Below are 17419 nucleotides of genomic sequence, written 5' to 3'. Positions count from 1 at the left end.
ATGAGCCTGGCGTTCGATACCCTGCTGGTCGCCGCGCTGCTGTGGAGCGCCTGGCGCGCGCTGGCAGCGCCCGAGCTGGTGCGCGCGGTGGTGCTGTTCATCGTCTTTGGCCTGCTGATGACGCTGGCCTGGGTGCGGCTGGACGCGCCCGACCTGGCGCTGGCCGAGGCTGCCATCGGCGCCGGCCTGACCGGCGCCCTGCTGCTCGACGCCTTGGGCGTGCCAGCGACCACCCCGTTGCCGCAGCGGCGTGCCGTGCGCTGGCTGCTGCTGACTGGCCTTGCAGCGCTGGGCGCCGGGCTGCTGCTGGCGGTGTTGCAGGCGCCGCTGGCCAGCCAGCGCGTGGCCCCGCTGCTGGAGGCGCAGATGGCCAGCAGCGGCGTGACGCACCCGGTGACGGCGGTGCTGCTGAACTTTCGGGCTTACGACACCTTGCTCGAAGTGGCGGTGTTGCTGGTGGCCTTGCTCGGCCTGCTGGCGCTGGGCCGGCACCCGCAGGCGCTGCCCGCACCGGCCAGCGCCGATCCCCTGCTGCAAACGCTGGCGCGGCTGCTGACCCCGCTCATGATTCTGGTGGCCGGCTACATGCTGTGGGCCGGCGCACACCAGCCCGGCGGCGCTTTTCAGGCCGCTGCCGTGCTGGGTGCGGCCGCTGTGCTGCTGCATCTGGCCGGGCTGCTGCCAGCCTGGGGTGAGCCCAGCCGCCTGCTGCGCCTGGGTCTGGCGGCGGGTTTTGGGTTGTTTTTGCTGCTGGCCGCGCTCTTGCTGAGCCAAGGCGCGCTGTTGCTTTACCCGCCGGCCTGGGCCGGTGCGCTGATCCTGCTGATCGAGGCCGGTCTGACGCTCTCGCTCGGCTTGCTGCTGGCCGGCTTGTACCTGCTGCTGGCGCAGCAGCGCGGCCTGCCATGAGCACGGGGTTGCTCTACGCCCTGGCCGGGGTCGCGCTGTTCGTGCTCGGCCTGGGCGCCATGCTGCTGCTGGCGCAGCCGCTGCGCAAAATTCTGGCCTTCAACATCATGGGCAGCGGAGCTTTTTTGGTGTTTGTCGGGCTGGCGCAACGCGCTGGCGGGGCCGACCCGCTGCCGCAGGCCATGGTGTTGACCGGCATCGTGGTGACGGTGGCGGCCACCGCGCTGGCGCTGGCGCTGCTGCGCCGTCTGCAGGAGGCTGCGGCGGCGCCGGCCGAACGCGCGCCCGAGCAGCAGCATGACTGCACTTGATTCCTTGCTCGATCCGCTGCCCTGGCTGATCGTGCTGCCGCTGGCCTGGGCCACGCTGGCCTTCGTGCTCGGCCCGGGGCGTGGCGCGCGGCTGGCGATCGCCTGCCTGGGCGTGCAACTGGCGCTGGCGCTGCTGCTGGCCGCACAACTGCTGACTGAGGGGCCGCGCACGCACGCCGTCGGCGGCTGGGGCGCGCCGCTGGGCATAGACCTGCTGGCCGACGGCCTGAGCGTGCTCATGCTGCTGCTGACGCAGGCCGTCGCCTGGCCGCTGGCGCTGTACGCGCGCGCCTATTTCCGTCTGCCGGGGCAGGGCGCGGCAGCGGCCTGGTTCTGGCCGCTGAGCGGTTTTTTGCTCGCCGGCATGAACAGCCTGCTGCTGTCGGCCGATTTGTTCAATATCTACGTCACGCTCGAACTCTTGAGCCTGGCGGCCGTGGCGCTGGTGGCCGCCGGCGGCGGCGCAGCGCGGCTGCAAGCGGCGCTGCGTTACCTGCTGGTCAGTCTGGCCGCCTCGGGCTGTTATTTGCTCGGCGTGGCCTTGCTCTACGGCGTCTACGGCAGCGTAGACATCGCCTCCCTGACGCCCTTGCTGCGCGCGCACGTGCCGCTGGCGGCGTGGGCGGCGGCGGCGTTGATGTTGCTGGCACTGCTGGCCAAGACCGCGCTGTTGCCGTTTCATTTCTGGCTCCCCGCAGCGCACGCCAGCGCCGCCGCACCGGTGTCGGCGCTGCTGTCGGCGCTGGTGGTTAAAGCCGGTTTTTACCTCGTGCTGCGGCTCGCGCTGGGCGTGTTCGCGCCGCTGGCCGAGGTGGCCGCGCTGGCGCTCGGGCTGTTGGGCGCGGCTGCCGTGCTCTGGGGTGGCTGGCAGGCGCTGCGCGCGCCTGAACTCAAGCTGCTGGTGGCGTATTCCACTGTGGCGCAACTGGGCTATTTGTTTTTGATCTTCCCCTTGCTGGCCGCCGACGGCGTGGCCGTGCAGGCCGGCGTGTTGCAAGCGCTGGCGCACGGTTTGGCCAAGGCCGCCATGTTCGCCGCCGCCGGCGTGCTGCTGCTGGCGACCGGACAGCCCCTGGTGGCGGGTTTGCGTGGCACGGCGCAGACGCAGCCGCTGACGCTGTTTGCCTTTGCACTGGCGGGCCTGACGCTGTGCGGCCTGCCCCCTTCGGGCGGCTTTCTCGCCAAGTGGCTGCTGATCGACGCCGCGCTGACCCAGGGCCAGTGGGGCTGGGTGCCGCTGCTGCTTGGCGCGAGCTTGCTGACGGCGGCTTATGTGTATCGGGTGCTGCGTCCGGCTTTTCAACTGGCGCCGCAACCGATTCGGCGCCACGCCGTGCCGCGCAGCCTGGAATGGGTCGCCTTCGGGCTGGCCGCCGCCAGCGTGCTGCTGGGTTTTTTTGGCGTTGCGCTGGGGCGCCTGCTGTCGCTGGGGCTGGCATGAGCCTGAACGAAGCGCTGCCGCTGGCCTTGCTGGCTTCTTCGCTGCTGCCGGGGCTGCTGATTTTTCTATTGCCCGAACACAGCGTCAAACTGCGCAGCGCGCTCAACCTGTTCGGCGCCCTGGCCAAGCTGGTGCTGGTGGGCGTGCTGCTGCGCGGCGTGCAGGCCGGGCAGAGCTACGAATTCAGCTTTGCGATGCTGCCCGGCATCGAACTGGTGTTCAATGCCGACCCGCTGGCGCTGCTGTTCGTCACCCTGTCGGCGCTGCTGTGGCTGTGCACCACGCTGTACGCCATCGGTTACTTGGAAACCTCGCCGCAGCGCAGCCGTTTTTTTGGGTTTTTCAGCCTGTGCGTGACCGCCACGGTCGGTATTGCCATGGCCGGCAATTTGTTCACCTTTTTCATTTTCTACGAGCTGCTGACGCTCGCTACGCTGCCGCTGGTGTTGCACCGCGGCAGTCCGGCAGCGCTGCGCGGTGGCAGCATTTACCTGGCCTACACGCTGGCCGGCGGCGCGCTGTTGCTGGGCGGCATCGTCTGGCTGCACAGCCTGGTCGGCCAGCCCGAGTTCAGCGCCGGTGGCGTGCTGGCGCCACTGGCGCCGCAGCACACGCTTGAATTGCAAATCATTTTCGTGCTGTTGATTGCCGGGGTCGGCGTGAAGGCGGCGCTGGTGCCGCTGCACGGCTGGTTGCCGCAAGCCATGGTGGCGCCGGCGCCGGTGTCGGCGCTGCTGCACGCGGTGGCGGTGGTCAAGGCCGGCGCCTTCGGCATCGTGCGCATCGTCTATGAGGTCTACGGCGTCGAGTTCGCGCATGCGCTTGGCCTGCTGCTGCCGCTGGTTTTGCTGGCCTGCGCCACCATCGTCTGGGGCTCGCTGCGCGCGCTGCAGCAAGACGATCTGAAAAAGCGCCTGGCTTATTCGACCGTTAGCCAGGTGTCGTACATCGCGCTCGGCACCGCGCTGCTGGGCCCGCTGGGCACCATCGGCGCCCTGGTGCACCTGGTGCATCAGGGCGTCATGAAAATCACGCTCTTTTTTTGCGCGGGCAACTACGCCGAGACGCTCGGACTGCATCGGGTCAGCGAACTCGACGGCGTTGGCCGCCGCATGCCCTGGACCAGCGCGGCCTTCAGCGTGGCGGCCTTCGGCATGATCGCCGTCGCGCCGACGGCCGGCTTCATCAGCAAGTGGTACCTGGGCCAGGGCGCACTGGCAGCCGGCATGCCCTGGGTGCTGGCGGTGTTGGTGCTCTCCAGCTTGCTCAACGCTGCTTACTTTTTGCCCATTTTGCAGCGCATCTGGTTCAACCCGCCGGCCGGGCCCTGGCGGCACGAGAACCTGGCGCGGCGCGGCGCCTGGGAGACTTCCGGCTTGTTGCTGCTGCCACCGCTGTTTACCGCCGCCGCCGTGTTGGCGCTCGGGCTGCTGGCGGGCAGCAGCGTCAGCCCGCTCGAGTGGGCGCGTTCGATCGCCGCGCGCGCTTATTTGCCATGAATGCACTGGCGCCCTGGTTGCTGCCGCTGGCGCTGCTGGCGCCGCTGCTGCTGCTGCCACTGCTGGGCTGGCGCGCGGGTCGTCCGCTGATCGAGCGGCTGGCTTTGCTGGCGCCGCTGCCGGCGCTGCTGTTGGTCCTGGGCGCCCCTGTGGGTCTGACGCTGGATTTGCCCTGGCTGCTGCTGGGTGCGCGCTTGCAACTCGACGCCACCGGACGGCTGTTCCTGGGGTTTTCCGCGCTGGTCTGGCTGCTGGCGGGCTGCTATGCCCGGGCTTATCTGCGCGCTGACGCGCGCCGGCATCGCTTCTGGTTTTTTTTCCTGGCCACCCAGGGCGCCAACCTGGGGCTTTGCCTGGCTGCCGACCTGGCCAGTTTTTACCTGTTGTTCGCGCTCATGACGTTTGCCGCCTACGGGCTGGTGGTACACAGCGGCAGCGCCGAGGCCCGGCGCGCCGGGCGGGTGTACATCGTCATGGCACTGCTGGCCGAAGGCGCGCTGGTGGCCGGCATGTGGCTGACTGCATACGCCGCCGATTCCTTGCTGCTGGCCGATCTGACTCAGGTTGCTGCGCCCACGGCGGTAGTGCTGTTGTTGCTTGGCTTTGGGGTCAAGGTCGGTCTGCCGCTGCTGCACATGTGGCTGCCGCTGGCGCATCCGGTGGCGCCGCTGCCGGCCTCGGCGCTGCTCTCGGGCGTCATCCTCAAGGCCGGCTTGCTGGGTTGGCTGCGCTTTTTGCCGCTGGGCAACGTGGCCTTGCCCGAAATCGGCACGGCCTTGCTATCGGCTGGTGTGCTGGCGCTGTTTTTCGGCGTCGCCGCCGGCTTGATGCAGCGCGAGCCCAAGGTGCTGCTGGCTTACTCCAGCATCAGCCAGATGGGCTTCATGGCGCTGGCGGTGGGCGCCGGGCTGCATACGCCGACCTTGTGGCCGCTGTTGTTGCCGGCGCTTTGTTTTTACGCCCTGCACCATGCGTTGGCCAAGAGCGCCTTGTTTCTTGGCCTGGGCGTGGCGCAGGCACATGGCGCGCGTGCCTGGGTGCTGGCTGGGCTGGCGCTGCCGGCGCTGGCGCTGGCTGGTGCACCGCTGACCAGCGGCTTGCTGGCCAAGGCGCAACTCAAAGACGCGCTGCTGCCCTGGGAGGGCGGTATGGCGGCCTGGTGGCCACTGCTGCTGGCGCTGGCCGCCGTCGGCACCGGGGTGTTGATGCTGCGCCTGTTGTGGCTGGTCGCGGCCCGGCCAGCCGCAGCGGCCCCACCCGGTCTGGCGCTCCCGTGGGGGTTGCTGCTGCTGGCTGGTTGGGCGGCTCCGTGGGGGGTGGCGCCCGTCCTCAGCGCGGCGCATCACCTGGAGCTGGGCACGCTGGCGCTGGCGTTGGGGCCAATCGGGCTGGCGGTTTTGCTGCTGCTGCTGGCGCGGCGCCTGCGCTGGCGCGCACCCGCGCTGCCACCGGGCGATCTGGTGTGCGCGCTGGAACGGGTCGCCGCTGCCCTGGGCAGCAGAATGCTTGCCCGCGCAAGGAAGTCCGCGTCCTGAGAGCCGGCCAGCCAGCGCTGCGTCATCCGTGGTCTTGGTGCTGCAGTCGTTTTATGATGCGCGCATGAGCAAGGCCTTTACGCGCGAGTCTGAGGCGGACGATGCCGACGAGCAGCCGCCCGAACTGAACATCCCGGGCGGCAAGAATTACATCAGCCGGGCCGGCTACGAGCGTCTGCGCGCTGAGTTGTTCGCCCTGCTCGACGTCGAACGGCCAAAAATCGTCGAGATCGTCCACTGGGCCGCCGGCAACGGCGACCGCTCTGAAAATGGCGACTACTTGTACGGCAAGAAGCGTCTGCGTGAAATCGACCGACGCATTCGCTACCTGAGCCAGCGGCTCGAAATCGCCGAGGTGGTCGACGCTTGCAGGCACCACGGCAGCGATCAGGTGTTTTTTGGCGCCTGCGTGACCTATGCCGATGCGGCGGGCCGGCAGACCACGATCCACATTTTGGGCGTGGACGAAGCCGACAGCGCGCAGGGTCAGATCAGTTGGGTTGCACCGGTGGCGCGCGCGCTGCTCAAGGCGCGGGCGGGTGACGTGGTGCGTCTGCTGCTGCCGGACGGCGCGCAGGAGCTCGAACTGCTGGCGGTGCGTTACCCGCAGCCCTAGCCTGATCAGGTCTTGACACTTTTGACGCGCTGCGCCTTGAGCACCGGCGCACACCGTTTGAGGCTGCGCAACACCTCGGCCAGGTGTTTTCGGTCGCGCACCGCGATCGAAAAGCGAATGTCGTCCGCGCTCAGATCGGGCTCGTCGCCCATGTACACGTGGGTGATGTCGGACTCGGCGGCGGCAATCGCGGCCGCCACTTTGGCCAGCACGCCCTTGCCGTTGGCTACCGTGACGGCGATGGTGGACTCGAAGGCCCGGCTCGGTTCATCTGACCATTCCACCTCCAGGAAGCGCTCGCTGTCGCGCCGCAGCAGCCGCTTGCCGACCGGGCATTCGTCGGTGTGTACTGCCAGACCCTCGCCACGGCCGATGTGGCCGACGATGCGGTCACCTGGAATCGGCTTGCAGCAGGCAGCGTATTCCACCGACAGACCTTCGCTGCCGTCGAGCGAGACCACGCCTTGCGCGCTGGAACCGTCAGCGCCGCTGGCGTAGCGTTCGGTGCTGATGAGCAAGGCGTCTGGCCTGTGCCCGGCCTCGGTCAGCAGCACAGCGAGTTTTTTGCCGACCATGTTGGCGATGCGCTTGCCGGTGCCGATGTCGGTCAGGAGTTCGGCGCGCGATTTGTTGCCGGTAAAGCGCAGCAGCTTGTCCCACAGGGCTTTGTGCTCACCGTTGGCGGCCGGCAGAGCGGCCATGCCTTCGGAGCGCAGCGCCTGACTGAGCATGCGCTCACCCAGTTCGATCGATTTTTCTTGCGTCGCGGTCTTCAGATGGTGGCGTATCTTGGAGCGCGCGCGTCCGGTCTTGACGAACGAGAGCCAGGCCGGGTTGGGTTCGGCGTTCTCGCCCGTGATGATCTCCACCACGTCACCGTTGTTCAGTTCGGTGCGCAGCGACTGTTGCTCGCCGTTGATGCGCGCAGCCACCGTGCGGTTGCCCACGCCGCTGTGGATGGCGTAGGCAAAGTCCACCACAGTCGCGCCGCGCGGCAGCGACATGATCTTGCCCTTGGGCGTGAACACGTAGACCGCGTCGGGAAACAGGTCGACTTTGATGTGATCCCAGAATTCTGCCGCGTCGTGGGTTTCTTGCTGGATGTCGAGCAACGACTGCAGCCACTGTGCGCCCAGGCGCTGCGAGGTGTCGCTGCCGGGCTCGTTGGCTTTATAGAGCCAGTGCGCCGCCACGCCCGATTCGGCCACCACATCCATCGAATGGGTGCGCAACTGGAATTCGATGTTGGTGCCAAACGGGCCCACCAGTGTGGTGTGCAGCGACTGGTAGCCGTTGAGCTTGGGGATGGCCACGTAGTCGTGGAACTTGCTCGGCAAGGGCTTGTAGAGCTGATGCAGCAGCCCCAGGCCGCAGTAGCAGTCATTGATTTCGGGCACGACGATGCGAAAGCCGTAAATGTCAGTCACCTGTGAAAATGACAGGCGCTTGAACTTCATTTTCTGATAGACCGAGTGCAGCGTTTTCTCACGCCCGACGATGCGCGCGGCCGTGCCGTGCGCGGCAAAGACGTTTTCCACCTCGCGCTGCACGCGCGCGATCAGGTCTTTGCGGCGCGTGCGCGCCTTGTTCAGCGCCTTGTTCAGCACCGCGTAGCGCCAGGGGTGCAGGAAACGAAAAGACAGGTCTTGCAATTCGCGGTACGCGAAGTTCAAGCCCAGCCGGTGCGCAATCGGGGCGTAAATCTCCAGCGTTTCGCTGCTGATGCGCTGCCACTTGCTGCGTGGCATGTCGTCCATGGTGCGCATGTTGTGCATGCGGTCGGCCAGCTTGATGAGGATGACGCGCACGTCGCGCGCCATGGCCAGCAGCATTTTGCGAAACGACTCGGCCTGGTTTTGCTCACGGGTGTCGAATTCGAGTTTTTCCAGCTTGGTCAGGCCGTCCACCAATTCGGCCACCGGCGCGCCAAAGCGCTCGGTCAGCTCGGGTTTGCTGACGCTGCAATCTTCCATCGCGTCGTGCATCAGGGCGGCCATCAGCGCTTGTGCGTCGAGCTTCCATTCGGCGCACTGGGCGGCGACCGCGATCGGATGCGTGATGTAGGGGTCGCCATTGCGGCGCAGTTGCCCCAGATGGGCTTCGTCGGCAAAGCGGTAGGCGCGGCGGACGTGCTCGATTTCGCCCGCGCCCAGATAGTCGAGCCGGCTCAACAAGGCGGCGAAGCTGGCCGCGGCCGCACTGGTGGTGGGGCCGGATGCGGCGGCGCCGGGTGGGCGCACAGCGGAATCGACTGCGGTGCTCATCTTGCTACTTTAGCGCCTTCTGAGCGGCATCGCTCAAGCCAAAAAAAACACCGCACGGGGCGGTGCGGTGTTCTGGGCTGAGGCGCTTTAAAGAGGCACTTTTTTCAGCATTTCGAGGCCGATTTTGCCTTCGGCAATCTCGCGCAGCGCGGTCACCCCGGGCTTGTTCTTGCTCTCGATCTTGGCCGCATGACCCTGGCTGAGCATGCGGGCGCGGTAGGTGGCGGCCAGCACGAGCTGAAAGCGATTCGGGATTTTTTCCAGACAATCTTCGACGGTGATGCGTGCCATGGGCAGACTCTTAAAAAAAGGGTAGTCAAAGGAGGCGCAGCGAACGGAAGGTGTCGCTGCGGGTGGCACGCTGGGCGTAAAACCGAAGCCGCTGGGCGTGGACGATGGTCTTGAGATCAAACAAGGCCCGCTCGAACAGGTCGTTGATTATAACGAAGTCGAATTCCTGCGCGTGCGCCATCTCGGTGGCGGCGTTTTGCAGTCGCAGCTCGATCACGGCGGCGCTGTCTTCGGCGCGGCGTTCGAGGCGCGCGCGCAGCTCTTCCCAGCTGGGCGGCAGAATGAAAACCAGCACCGCTGCGGGGAAGATGCGCTTGACCTGGATGGCGCCTTGGTAGTCGATTTCCAGCACCACGTCGGCGCCCTGTGCCAGCCGCTGCTCAACTGCGGCTTTGCTGGTGCCGTAGCGGTTGCCATGCACCTGGGCCCATTCCAGAAACGCGTCCTGAGCCACCATCTGGTCGAAACGGTCGTTGCCAACAAAGTAGTACTCGCGCCCGTGCAGTTCTTGCCCACGCGGTGACCGGGTGGTGTGTGAGATCGAGGGCGCAACGCGCGCGTCCAGCTCCATCAGCGCCTTGACCAGACTGGACTTGCCGGCCCCGCTGGGGGCGGCGACGACATACAGGTTGGCGCAGTGTGGCATGGGCTGGCAGGGTGAGGTGACGGCGGGCAAGCGGCATTGTCCTTCAATTGCCCGGCGGGCAGGAGAGCGAAACACGCTCGGCCTCTCAGTGGCTAGCGCTCTGGGCTGCGGCCGGGCTGCGCCGTGCCGTCAGGTCAAAGCGGAACAAGCGGCATTCAATCGGGCCGTTCCACAGCGGCACCCGGCGCGTTTCTTTCAGTCGCATTTTGCCTGGCAGCTTGAGGTCTGGCGTCAGCACCCAGGCGGTCCAGCCGGCGTAGTGGCTTTTCCAGTGCGCGGCCAACTGCTCGAAGAATGCGTCGGCGTCACCGCCGTCGGCCATTTGTGCGCTCTCGCGTGCGCTGGTCTGGGCGCGTTCGTGCGCGCGCTGGCCGGCCACGCCGGCGGCGGCTAGGCGCTGCCCATAAGGCGGGTTGAGCAGCAGCAGCCCGGCGCGCGGGCAAGGCGGCAGGCGTTGCAGCGCGTCGCCGCCGCGCAGCAGGATTGCTTGCGCCACGCCGGCGCGTTCGGCGTTGCGCTGGGCAAAATCGACCATGCGGTGCGAGACGTCGCTGCCAAAGACGATCGGGCCGTGGCCGGCTGGCCAGGCGCGTTGTTGGCGGATCGCTTCGTCCTGGAGCGCGTTCCAGACGTGGGGCTGGAACGGCAGCAGTTGTTCAAAAGCAAAGCGGCGTTGCAGCCCGGGCGCTATTCGCAGCGCGATCTGTGCCGCCTCGATCAGCAGCGTGCCGCTGCCGCAGCAGGGGTCGACCAGCGGTTCGATCTGCTCCAGCGTCTGCGCCTGCGCGCCATTCCATCCGCAAGCGGCAATCAGCGCTGCGGCCAGGGTTTCTTTCAGCGGCGCGTCGCCCGTGTCTTGCCGCCAGCCGCGCTTGAACAGCGGCTCGCCTGAGGTGTCGATGTAGAGCGTGAGTTGGTCGGTGCCCAGGTGGGCATGAATGCGCACGTCGGGCCAGGTGGTGTTGACACTCGGGCGTGCGCCGCAGGTGGTGCGAAAGCGGTCGCACAGCGCGTCTTTGATCTTGAGCGCGGCAAAGTTCAGACTGGTCAGCGGGCTGTGCTGGGCGGTGATTTCGACCTTGATGGTCTGCGCCGGGGTGAACCAGGCCTCCCACGCCACCGCGCTGGCCGCTTGGTACAGGTCTTGTTCGTTGCGGTAGCCACCGTGCCACAGCTGCACCAATACCCGTTGAGAGAGTCGGCTGTGCAGGTTCAGCCGCATGGCTTCGCGCCAGGACGCCTGTACGCCGACGCCGCCGCGCGTCTTGAACGCCAGCGGTTGCGCCGTGATGCGCTGCACCTCGTCGGCCAGATAATCCTCCACGCCAGCGGCGCAGGGCAAGAACAGGTTCAATGGGTTCATGGGTGTAGGGTGGGCCCGGGTGCGCCGCAGTGGGAGGGCGTTAACGTGAGAGTCGGGCCGCGACTCACTTCGCTCCCCTCTCCCGCGTGCGGGAGAGGGGTTGGGGGTGAGGGAGAACGGGCATGACTTTCATTTTTTGGGGTGGCTTTCAAAGTCATGCCCGTTAGCGCTGCTTAGCGTTTGCGCAGGCTGGCGGGCGCGATGCGCAGGGCTTCACGGTATTTGGCCACGGTGCGGCGCGCGCATTCGATGCCTTGTTCGCGCAGCAGCTCGCAGAGCTGTTGGTCCGACAGCGGCTGCGATGCGGGCTCGGCGGCAACGAACTGCCTGATCAGTGCGCGCACGGCGGTGCTCGAGGCGTTGCCGCCGGTCTCGGTGGCCAGTGCGGAGCCAAAAAAATACTTCAGTTCGAAAGTGCCAAACGGTGTTGCCATGTACTTGGCGCTGGTGACGCGGCTGATGGTCGACTCGTGCAGGCTGAGTTCGTCGGCGATTTCACGCAGCACCAGTGGACGCATGGCGAGCTCGCCATGCATGAAGAAGCTGCGCTGGCGCTCGACGATGGCGCTGGAGACGCGCAAGATGGTGTCGAAACGCTGCTGGATGTTCTTGATGAACCAGCGCGCCTCCTGCAGCCGTTGCTGCAGGCCGGCGTGGGCGGCGTTGCTGCTGGAGCTGCGCTGTTGCCGCAGGGCGTTGGCGTAGACGTCGTGTACGCGCAGGCGCGGCATCACTTGTGGGTTGAGCTGCACTTTGAAGCCGCGTCCGGCGCGCGTGACGATGACGTCGGGCAGCACCACGTTGCGCTCGACATCGGCAAAGCGGCGCCCGGGCTTGGGCTCCAGGCGCGCGATCAGCGCCAGTGCGGCGCGGGCGCAGGCTTCATCGATGCCGCACAGCAGGCACAGGCGCTTGCAGTCGCGTTTGGCGATGAGTTCCAGCGCTTGCTCGCAGATCGCCAGCGCCGCGCGCGCCTGCGGGCTGTTGCGTTGCTCCAGAATTTGCAGCCGCAGGCATTCGGCCAGGTCGCGCGCGCCGACTCCGATGGGATCCATCTGCTGCAACAGGTGCAAGGCCCGCGCCAGGCGCTGCTCCAGGGCCAGGCGCTCGGACGCGTCGGCGGCGTCTGGCCCCGTTGCCGGGTTCGACAGGCGCAGCCAGGCAGCAGCCAGTTCGTCCAGGCTTTCTTCCAGATAGCCGTCGTCGTTGATCGATTCGATCAGCAGGTGCAGCGCGGCGCGGTCGGGTTCGTCCAGGCGCAGACAGCGCGCTTGCTCGTGCAAGTGGTCTTGCAGCGTGATCGGCGCGCGCGCTAGATCGCTCGCGCTGGCGTTTTCGTCGTCGATCGACTCAGACTGGCGGGCTGCGGCTTCGCCGCCCCATTCGCCGTCGTCGCCGCTTTGTTCCAGGCTGCCGTCGCCGTCCCAGCTCTGCTCCAGCGCAGGCGCCGCGTCGAGGGGGCTCTGCAGCGGCTCATCAGGCGCAGCCGCGTCTTGGCCGCGTTCGGGCGGCGCGCTGGCGGCATCAGCGCTGGGTTCGCCCGCACCCCCGGGCGCATCGGCCGGCTGCGGTTCAAAGTATTCGCCTTCGGCGGCTTCTTGCTCGCGCTCCAGAAATGGGTTGTCGTCCAGCATCTGCTCGACTTCCTGTGCCATCTCCAGCGTCGAGAGTTGCAGCAGGCGGATCGATTGCTGCAACTGTGGTGTCAGCGCCAGGTGTTGCGAGACGCGCAGCGACAGGCCCTGTTTCATGTTCAGGCGCGCCTCACATCTTGAAGTGTTCGCCGAGATAGACCCGGCGCACCTCGGCGTTGGCGACGATCTCGGCCGGCGTGCCGCTGGCGAGTACCTGGCCGTCGTTGATGATGTAGGCGCGGTCGCAGATGCCCAGTGTTTCGCGCACGTTGTGGTCGGTGATCAGCACGCCGATACCGCGTGACTTTAGAAAACCGATGATGCGCTGGATCTCTATCACCGCGATCGGGTCGATGCCGGCAAACGGCTCGTCGAGCAAGATAAAGCGCGGGCTGGTGGCCAGCGCGCGCGCAATTTCGACCCGGCGCCGCTCGCCCCCCGAGAGGGCGGGTGCTGGTGCGTTGCGCAGATGCTCGACGTGCAGGTCTTGCAGCAGGGCGTCGAGGCGCTGTTCCATGGCGGCTTGGCCCAGCGGCCGACCGTTGGCGCCGGTTTGCAGTTCGAGCACCGCACGCACGTTCTCGGCCACGGTCAGTTTGCGGAAAATGGAGGCTTCCTGCGGCAAATACCCCAGGCCGAGGCGCGCGCGCCGGTGCATGGGCGCGCGCTCGATGGGCTGACCGTCGAGCACGATCTGTCCGCCGTCGGCGCGCAGCAGACCGACCAGCATGTAAAAGGTGGTGGTCTTGCCGGCGCCGTTGGGCCCGAGCAGGCCAACCACCTCACCTTGGCTGACCGTCAGCGATACGCTTTTGATCACCTGGCGGCTGCCGTAGGACTTTTTCAGTCCGTGCGCCTCCAATCGGTGGCAGGCGGGGGCGCTGGGGCTGCCGGTGGCGGCCGCCGTCACGGGCGCGCCCCGCCGAGTTCGCCGCTGGGACGCAAGGGCAGCGGGGCAGGCGCTGGCGCGGTGGGCGCGGCGGCGCGCGGCGTCGGAGTGATCATGGCGCGCACGCGCCCGAGCGGGTTGGCCGGGGTGCGGCTGGCAGCGCCGCCTTCGACCGTGAACATGCCGTCGCGGTTGTTGTAGGTGATCAGGTGGCCCGAGGTTTCATCGTTGAGCCGCGCGTCCAGAAACCGGCGCAGCACGGCGTTGCCGATCAGGCGCACTGCGTCGGCCTGGCCGTCGTGCTCGATGCGCAGCGCCTGGCCTTCAATGAATTCGTTCAGACCGCTGCGCTGCTGGCGAAAAAACGCCGGATTGCCGGTAATGATGCCTCGTTGCTGGCCCTGGGCGTTGCGGCTGATTTCCACCTCGGCGCCGCGTATTTGCAGGCTGCCCTGGGTGATGACGACGTTGCCGGTGAACACGCTGATCTGACGCGCGTCATCGTGGCGCAGCGCGTCGGCTTCGATGAGCATCGGTTGCTCGCGATCTGGCCGCTGCGTTTGCGTGGCAGCCCAAGCAGGCAGCGCCAGCGCCAGCGCGACAGCCAGCGAGCAAAATAGGCGGGTGAGGGGCAAAGGGGGCATGGCGGAAATTGGGCACGGAACTTGCGTCTATTGTACCCAGCTCGCTGGCGCGTGTCTGGCCGCTCGGCAAGTCGGCCTGCCAAAGACCCGCGCGCAGCGGGTTTTTGATCGGGCGCTCAGGCGCTGCGCAGACCGGCGATCAGCGCTTGCGCCACCTGCAGGGTGCGCGCGCCTTGGCCCGGCACGTAAAAGCGCCCCGCCACACCGAGCGAGGGCGTGCCCTCGACCAGGTAGGCCTCTTGCAGTTGGGTGGCACGCCGCACCCGGCCGGCGACCGCGAAAGAGTTGTAAAAGCCGCTGAATTTTTCCCGATCGACGCCTTGTCTGACGACCCAGTCGGTGATGGCTTCTGGGGTTCCCAGGCGCTGCCGGTCGACATGAATGGCGCGAAACACGCGCGCATGCAGTGCGTCGATTTGGCTCATGGCTTCAAGCGCGTAGTACAGGCGCTGGTAGGGCACGAAGGCGTCGCTGAAGGCCACCGGCGTGCGGCGCACTACCACGTCGGCTGCCTGGGTGCGCATCCAGGCGCTCAGCAGCGGCTCAAAGTTGAAGCAGTGGACGCAGGTGTAGGCAAAAAACTCCAGCACCTCAATCTTGCCGGGCGGGCTGTCCACCGGGGCGGGGCGCGCCAGGCGAAGAAAATCGCGGCCTTCCCTGGGGGCGGCGGTTTGCGCGTGCGCGGGCCGCTGGCTCAGCAGGCCCGCCAGGCCGACGCTGGCAGCGGCGCCGCTGAGCAAAGCGGCGCGTGAGAACTCTCGTCTTTGCATGGGTCAAGCTCCTTGATGGCGTTCTTGGGAGTCGAGGCCGGGTTGCCAAGTTCCCGTCAGCTCGGGTTTCAGCGCTGCACGTGCACCAGCGTCGCGTCCAGACCCTGGGCCTGCAACTGGTCGCGCACGGCTTCGGCTGCAGCTTGTTGATCAAACGGCCCCAGCCGCACCCGGTGCACCGTGCGGCCGGCTTGTTCGCGTTCGCTGATGCTGGCGTTCTGGCCCATCAGCACCAGTTTGGCGCGCTGGGTCTGGGCTTCTTCAGGGTTGGCAAATGCGCCGGCTTGCACGTAGAAAATGACCGGCCGCGCGGTGGTCGCGGCGCGCTCCGGCGCGTCGCTGGCTGCGTTGGCTGCGTTGGCTGCGTTGGCTGCGTTGGCGCGGGCCTGGTCCAACTGGGCCCGCGCCAGATCGCCCAGCGGATCGGCTGCTGCGGTCGGCGCAGCAGGTGCGGGTGTTGCCAACGGCGCGGGCGGCGTCGCCGGGGCGGCGCTTGCGGGCACTGTGGATATGGGTGCGACCGGCGCTCCGGTGCCCAGAGCGGCGTTCGGGTTCCAGCCGATGTTGCGTTCGGTTTCTCTAACGTCCTCGGCCGGGTCGCGCGTGACATCGCGCGCGACAAACGGTGCTTGCACGCGCGTGACGTACAGCGCCACCAGCAAGGACAGCGCCAGACCGAGCAGCAGGCCCACGCAAAAGCCCAGCAGCGTGCCGCCGCGTTGCAGGCGGCTCAGTGGGTGGTCGCCAGGGCTGTGCTGGCCGATCGCGAACGATGGATGTTTCATGAGGCCCGATTATCAATCAGCCGCCGTCGCCGGGTGCGGTGCGCGCCACGGCAGGGCAAGCAAGCTGACTGGGCGGGGTCGCCCCGTGGCCGTTTCACATTTTTTGCGGCGCGCTCACGCCCAGCAGCGCCAGGCCGTTGCGCAACACCTGTGCGGTGGCTGCCACCAGCGCCAGTCGCGCGCGCTTGACCTCGGGCTCGTCGACCAAAATGCGTTCGGCGTCGTAGTAGCTGTGATAGCAGGCCGCCAGTTCGCGCAAGTAAAAACTGAGGTCGTGCGGCGCAAAGTCGCGCGCGGCATCGCTGAGCATGGCGGGGTATTTGGCCAGCAGCAGCATCAGCGCCTGCGCCGGTGGGCTGTTGAGCGCGCTCAGGTCGGCATCACACAGCGTGGCCGGGTCGCCGCTTTCTTTTTCTTGCCAGGCTGCCAGCACCGAGCAGATGCGTGCGTGCGCGTACTGCACGTAGTAAACCGGGTTGTCGTTGTTTTGTTGCACCGCCAGGTCGACGTCGAAGGTGTATTCGGTGTCGGGTTTGCGGCTGAGCAGAAAGAAGCGCACCGCGTCTCTCGAGGTCCACTCGATTAGGTCGCGCAGCGTCACGTAGCTGCCGGCGCGTTTGCTGATTTTGACCTCTTGGCCGGCGCGCAGCACGCGCACCATGGTGTGCAGCACGTAGTCGGGGTAGCCCGCAGGGATGCCGATGTTCAAGGCCTGCAGGCCGGCACGCACGCGCGCGATGGTGCCGTGGTGGTCGCTGCCCTGGATGTTGACGACGCGGGTAAAGCCACGCTCCCACTTGCTGACGTGGTAGGCCACGTCGGGCACGAAGTAGGTGTAGCTGCCGTCACCCTTGCGCATCACGCGGTCTTTGTCGTCGCCGTAGTCGGTCGAGCGCAGCCACAGCGCGCCGTCGTGTTCGTAGGTTTTGCCGGCCGCGCGCAGTTGCTGCACGGTGGCGTCGACCTCGCCGCTGGTGTAGAGGCTGGATTCGAGGTGGTAGTGGTCGAAGCGGACGCCAAAGGCCTGCAGGTCTAGGTCTTGTTCGTGCCGCAGGTAGGCCACGGCAAACAGGCGGATGTCGTCCAGCGCCAGCGGGTCCCCGCTGGCGGTGTAGGCGCGGTCGTCGGCGTACACGGTTTTTTTGGCCAGGTAGTCGGCGGCGATGTCGGCGACGTAGTCGCCGTTGTAGGCCGTCTCGGGCCATGTCGGGTCGCCCGGCTGGTAGCCCTGGGCGCGCAACTGGGTGCTGCGCGCCAGGGTGTTGATTTGCACGCCGGCGTCGTTGTAGTAAAACTCGCGCTGTACCTGCCAGCCTTGGCTGGCGAGCAGGTTGCAGATCGCGTCGCCCAGGGCGGCTTGGCGGCCGTGGCCGACGTGCAGCGGACCGGTCGGGTTGGCCGAGACGAATTCGACCAGCACCCGCTGACCCTTGCCGGGCGCCGCGCCAAAGAGCGCGCCTTCTTGCAGCACCTCGCGCACGATTTGCTGCTTGGCTTGCGTTTTCAAGCGGATGTTGAGAAAACCCGGGCCGGCGATGTCGATGTCGCACACCCAGCGCTGGTAGACCGCTTGCGCCAGCAGCGCATGGCGCAGCGACTCGCCCAGTTGGCGCGGGTTGAGCTTGAGCGGCTTGGCCAACTGCATGGCGGCGGTGATGGCGAAGTCACCGTGCGCGGCCAGCTTGGGTGATTCAAAGGCGGCCTTGGCGCCGGCACCAGGCGCAAGGGCGTCGAGCGCGCTGGCCAGACCGGCGAGCAATTCTTGTTTGATCTTGAGCATGGGGCGATTTTAGAAGCCTGTCGGGCTTTGCTCGTCGAGCGC

The 17419-nt window shown here is 67.1% G+C and carries 16 protein-coding genes; 6 read left to right on the top strand and 10 right to left on the bottom strand.

Annotated features, from left to right (window positions below; translation table 11 throughout):
- From EST26_RS07835 to greB, 6 genes are all read left to right on the top strand, one after another.
- A complete protein-coding gene (locus EST26_RS07835; protein ID WP_291066785.1) occupies positions 1 to 909 on the top strand; it encodes a hydrogenase subunit MbhD domain-containing protein in 909 nt (302 codons plus the stop codon).
- On the top strand, positions 906 to 1220 hold the full coding sequence (locus EST26_RS07830; RefSeq protein ID WP_291066783.1) for an NADH-quinone oxidoreductase subunit K: 315 nt from the start codon (positions 906 to 908) through the stop codon (positions 1218 to 1220). Before EST26_RS07835 ends, EST26_RS07830 begins: the two co-directional genes overlap by 4 nt.
- Positions 1207 to 2661 (top strand): proton-conducting transporter membrane subunit, encoded by a 1455-nt coding sequence (locus tag EST26_RS07825; protein ID WP_291066781.1) that lies wholly within the window; start codon positions 1207 to 1209, stop codon positions 2659 to 2661. Before EST26_RS07830 ends, EST26_RS07825 begins: the two co-directional genes overlap by 14 nt.
- A complete protein-coding gene (locus tag EST26_RS07820; protein ID WP_291066779.1) occupies positions 2658 to 4160 on the top strand; it encodes a proton-conducting transporter membrane subunit in 1503 nt (500 codons plus the stop codon). Before EST26_RS07825 ends, EST26_RS07820 begins: the two co-directional genes overlap by 4 nt.
- Positions 4157 to 5695: a complex I subunit 5 family protein gene (locus EST26_RS07815; RefSeq protein ID WP_291066777.1), complete on the top strand. Its 1539-nt coding sequence runs from the start codon at positions 4157 to 4159 to the stop codon at positions 5693 to 5695. Before EST26_RS07820 ends, EST26_RS07815 begins: the two co-directional genes overlap by 4 nt.
- Positions 5696 to 5759: 64 nt before the next feature.
- Positions 5760 to 6311, top strand: a complete 552-nt coding sequence (gene greB, locus EST26_RS07810) for a transcription elongation factor GreB (RefSeq protein WP_291066776.1) — start codon at positions 5760 to 5762, stop codon at positions 6309 to 6311.
- Positions 6312 to 6316: 5 nt separating this feature from the next.
- Here greB and EST26_RS07805 read toward each other — a convergent pair whose 3' ends face one another.
- The 10 genes from EST26_RS07805 to argS all read right to left on the bottom strand — a co-directional run bounded on the left by EST26_RS07805 (position 6317) and on the right by argS (position 17377).
- Positions 6317 to 8575: a bifunctional (p)ppGpp synthetase/guanosine-3',5'-bis(diphosphate) 3'-pyrophosphohydrolase gene (locus tag EST26_RS07805; RefSeq protein ID WP_291066775.1), complete on the bottom strand. Its 2259-nt coding sequence runs from the start codon at positions 8573 to 8575 to the stop codon at positions 6317 to 6319.
- An 87-nt stretch (positions 8576 to 8662) separates the two neighbouring features.
- Positions 8663 to 8866, bottom strand: a complete 204-nt coding sequence (rpoZ, locus tag EST26_RS07800; protein WP_291066773.1) for a DNA-directed RNA polymerase subunit omega — start codon at positions 8864 to 8866, stop codon at positions 8663 to 8665.
- 25 nt (positions 8867 to 8891) lie between these two features.
- Positions 8892 to 9512, bottom strand: coding sequence for a guanylate kinase (gmk, locus tag EST26_RS07795; RefSeq protein WP_291066770.1), 621 nt, complete (start codon positions 9510 to 9512; stop codon positions 8892 to 8894).
- Between the two features lie 85 nt (positions 9513 to 9597).
- A complete protein-coding gene (locus EST26_RS07790) occupies positions 9598 to 10875 on the bottom strand; it encodes a THUMP domain-containing protein (RefSeq protein ID WP_291066768.1) in 1278 nt (425 codons plus the stop codon).
- Between the two features lie 173 nt (positions 10876 to 11048).
- Complete coding sequence (gene rpoN, locus EST26_RS07785) at positions 11049 to 12626, bottom strand: RNA polymerase factor sigma-54 (protein WP_291066767.1); 1578 nt, start codon at positions 12624 to 12626, stop codon at positions 11049 to 11051.
- Positions 12627 to 12639: 13 nt separating this feature from the next.
- On the bottom strand, positions 12640 to 13419 hold the full coding sequence (lptB, locus tag EST26_RS07780; RefSeq protein ID WP_291066765.1) for an LPS export ABC transporter ATP-binding protein: 780 nt from the start codon (positions 13417 to 13419) through the stop codon (positions 12640 to 12642).
- Positions 13416 to 14042: a lipopolysaccharide transport periplasmic protein LptA gene (lptA, locus tag EST26_RS07775; RefSeq protein WP_291066764.1), complete on the bottom strand. Its 627-nt coding sequence runs from the start codon at positions 14040 to 14042 to the stop codon at positions 13416 to 13418. Before lptA ends, lptB begins: the two co-directional genes overlap by 4 nt.
- A 116-nt stretch (positions 14043 to 14158) precedes the next feature.
- The gene (locus EST26_RS07770) at positions 14159 to 14812 is read right to left on the bottom strand and encodes a thiol:disulfide interchange protein DsbA/DsbL (protein ID WP_291066762.1); all 654 of its coding nucleotides are present in this window, start codon (positions 14810 to 14812) and stop codon (positions 14159 to 14161) included.
- A gap of 68 nt (positions 14813 to 14880) precedes the next feature.
- Positions 14881 to 15597, bottom strand: a complete 717-nt coding sequence (locus EST26_RS07765) for an SPOR domain-containing protein (RefSeq protein ID WP_291066761.1) — start codon at positions 15595 to 15597, stop codon at positions 14881 to 14883.
- 94 nt (positions 15598 to 15691) lie between these two features.
- Positions 15692 to 17377 (bottom strand): arginine--tRNA ligase, encoded by a 1686-nt coding sequence (argS, locus tag EST26_RS07760; RefSeq protein WP_291066759.1) that lies wholly within the window; start codon positions 17375 to 17377, stop codon positions 15692 to 15694.
- Positions 17378 to 17419: the final 42 nt, after the last annotated feature.

The sequence above is a fragment of the Hydrogenophaga sp. genome, from assembly GCF_014773545.1.
Lineage (GTDB): Bacteria > Pseudomonadota > Gammaproteobacteria > Burkholderiales > Burkholderiaceae_C > Hydrogenophaga.
The sequence above is the reverse complement of the archived record's forward strand: the minus strand, read 5'-3'. Positions and strand labels throughout refer to the sequence as shown.

Bases quoted from the DNA above. Each gene is read 5' to 3' on its own strand.
- EST26_RS07835 (WP_291066785.1), top strand. From the start codon at position 1: ATGAGCCTGGCGTTCGATACCCTGCTGGTCGCCGCGCTGCTGTGGAGC.
- EST26_RS07830 (WP_291066783.1), top strand. From the start codon at position 906: ATGAGCACGGGGTTGCTCTACGCCCTGGCCGGGGTCGCGCTGTTCGTG.
- EST26_RS07825 (WP_291066781.1), top strand. From the start codon at position 1,207: ATGACTGCACTTGATTCCTTGCTCGATCCGCTGCCCTGGCTGATCGTG.
- EST26_RS07820 (WP_291066779.1), top strand. From the start codon at position 2,658: ATGAGCCTGAACGAAGCGCTGCCGCTGGCCTTGCTGGCTTCTTCGCTG.
- EST26_RS07815 (WP_291066777.1), top strand. From the start codon at position 4,157: ATGAATGCACTGGCGCCCTGGTTGCTGCCGCTGGCGCTGCTGGCGCCG.
- greB (WP_291066776.1), top strand. From the start codon at position 5,760: ATGAGCAAGGCCTTTACGCGCGAGTCTGAGGCGGACGATGCCGACGAG.
- EST26_RS07805 (WP_291066775.1), bottom strand. From the start codon at position 8,575: ATGAGCACCGCAGTCGATTCCGCTGTGCGCCCACCCGGCGCCGCCGCA.
- rpoZ (WP_291066773.1), bottom strand. From the start codon at position 8,866: ATGGCACGCATCACCGTCGAAGATTGTCTGGAAAAAATCCCGAATCGC.
- gmk (WP_291066770.1), bottom strand. From the start codon at position 9,512: ATGCCACACTGCGCCAACCTGTATGTCGTCGCCGCCCCCAGCGGGGCC.
- EST26_RS07790 (WP_291066768.1), bottom strand. From the start codon at position 10,875: ATGAACCCATTGAACCTGTTCTTGCCCTGCGCCGCTGGCGTGGAGGAT.
- rpoN (WP_291066767.1), bottom strand. From the start codon at position 12,626: ATGAAACAGGGCCTGTCGCTGCGCGTCTCGCAACACCTGGCGCTGACA.
- lptA (WP_291066764.1), bottom strand. From the start codon at position 14,042: ATGCCCCCTTTGCCCCTCACCCGCCTATTTTGCTCGCTGGCTGTCGCG.
- EST26_RS07770 (WP_291066762.1), bottom strand. From the start codon at position 14,812: ATGCAAAGACGAGAGTTCTCACGCGCCGCTTTGCTCAGCGGCGCCGCT.
- EST26_RS07765 (WP_291066761.1), bottom strand. From the start codon at position 15,597: ATGAAACATCCATCGTTCGCGATCGGCCAGCACAGCCCTGGCGACCAC.
- argS (WP_291066759.1), bottom strand. From the start codon at position 17,377: ATGCTCAAGATCAAACAAGAATTGCTCGCCGGTCTGGCCAGCGCGCTC.